This window comes from Pseudomonas sp. PDM30, assembly GCF_019218985.1.
In the GTDB taxonomy this organism is placed as follows: Bacteria; Pseudomonadota; Gammaproteobacteria; order Pseudomonadales; family Pseudomonadaceae; genus Aquipseudomonas; species Aquipseudomonas jessenii.
In genome coordinates this window covers 1-203 of the sequence record NZ_JAHUWM010000042.1, presented here as the reverse complement: position 1 = coordinate 203, position 203 = coordinate 1, and the positions used below count along the sequence as shown (strand labels likewise).

At 53.2% G+C, this 203-nt stretch carries 1 rRNA gene; it reads right to left on the bottom strand.

From position 1 onward, the window contains the following. Positions 1 to 108 (bottom strand): 5S ribosomal RNA (rrf, locus tag KW840_RS28370); the annotation flags it as partial. Positions 109 to 203 lie beyond the last annotated feature (95 nt).

Below are 203 nucleotides of genomic sequence, written 5' to 3'. Positions count from 1 at the left end.
ATGACCTACTCTCACATGGGGAAACCCCACACTACCATCGGCGATGCATCGTTTCACTGCTGAGTTCGGGATGGGATCAGGTGGTTCCAACGCTCTATGGTCGTCAAGAAATTCGGGTACTGAGTCGCGGCCGGTCGGCCTCGCTTCAGCAAATTGGGTATGTGACAGCTTTCGGTGTTTTGCAAGAGTCGAACTTTCGGTTC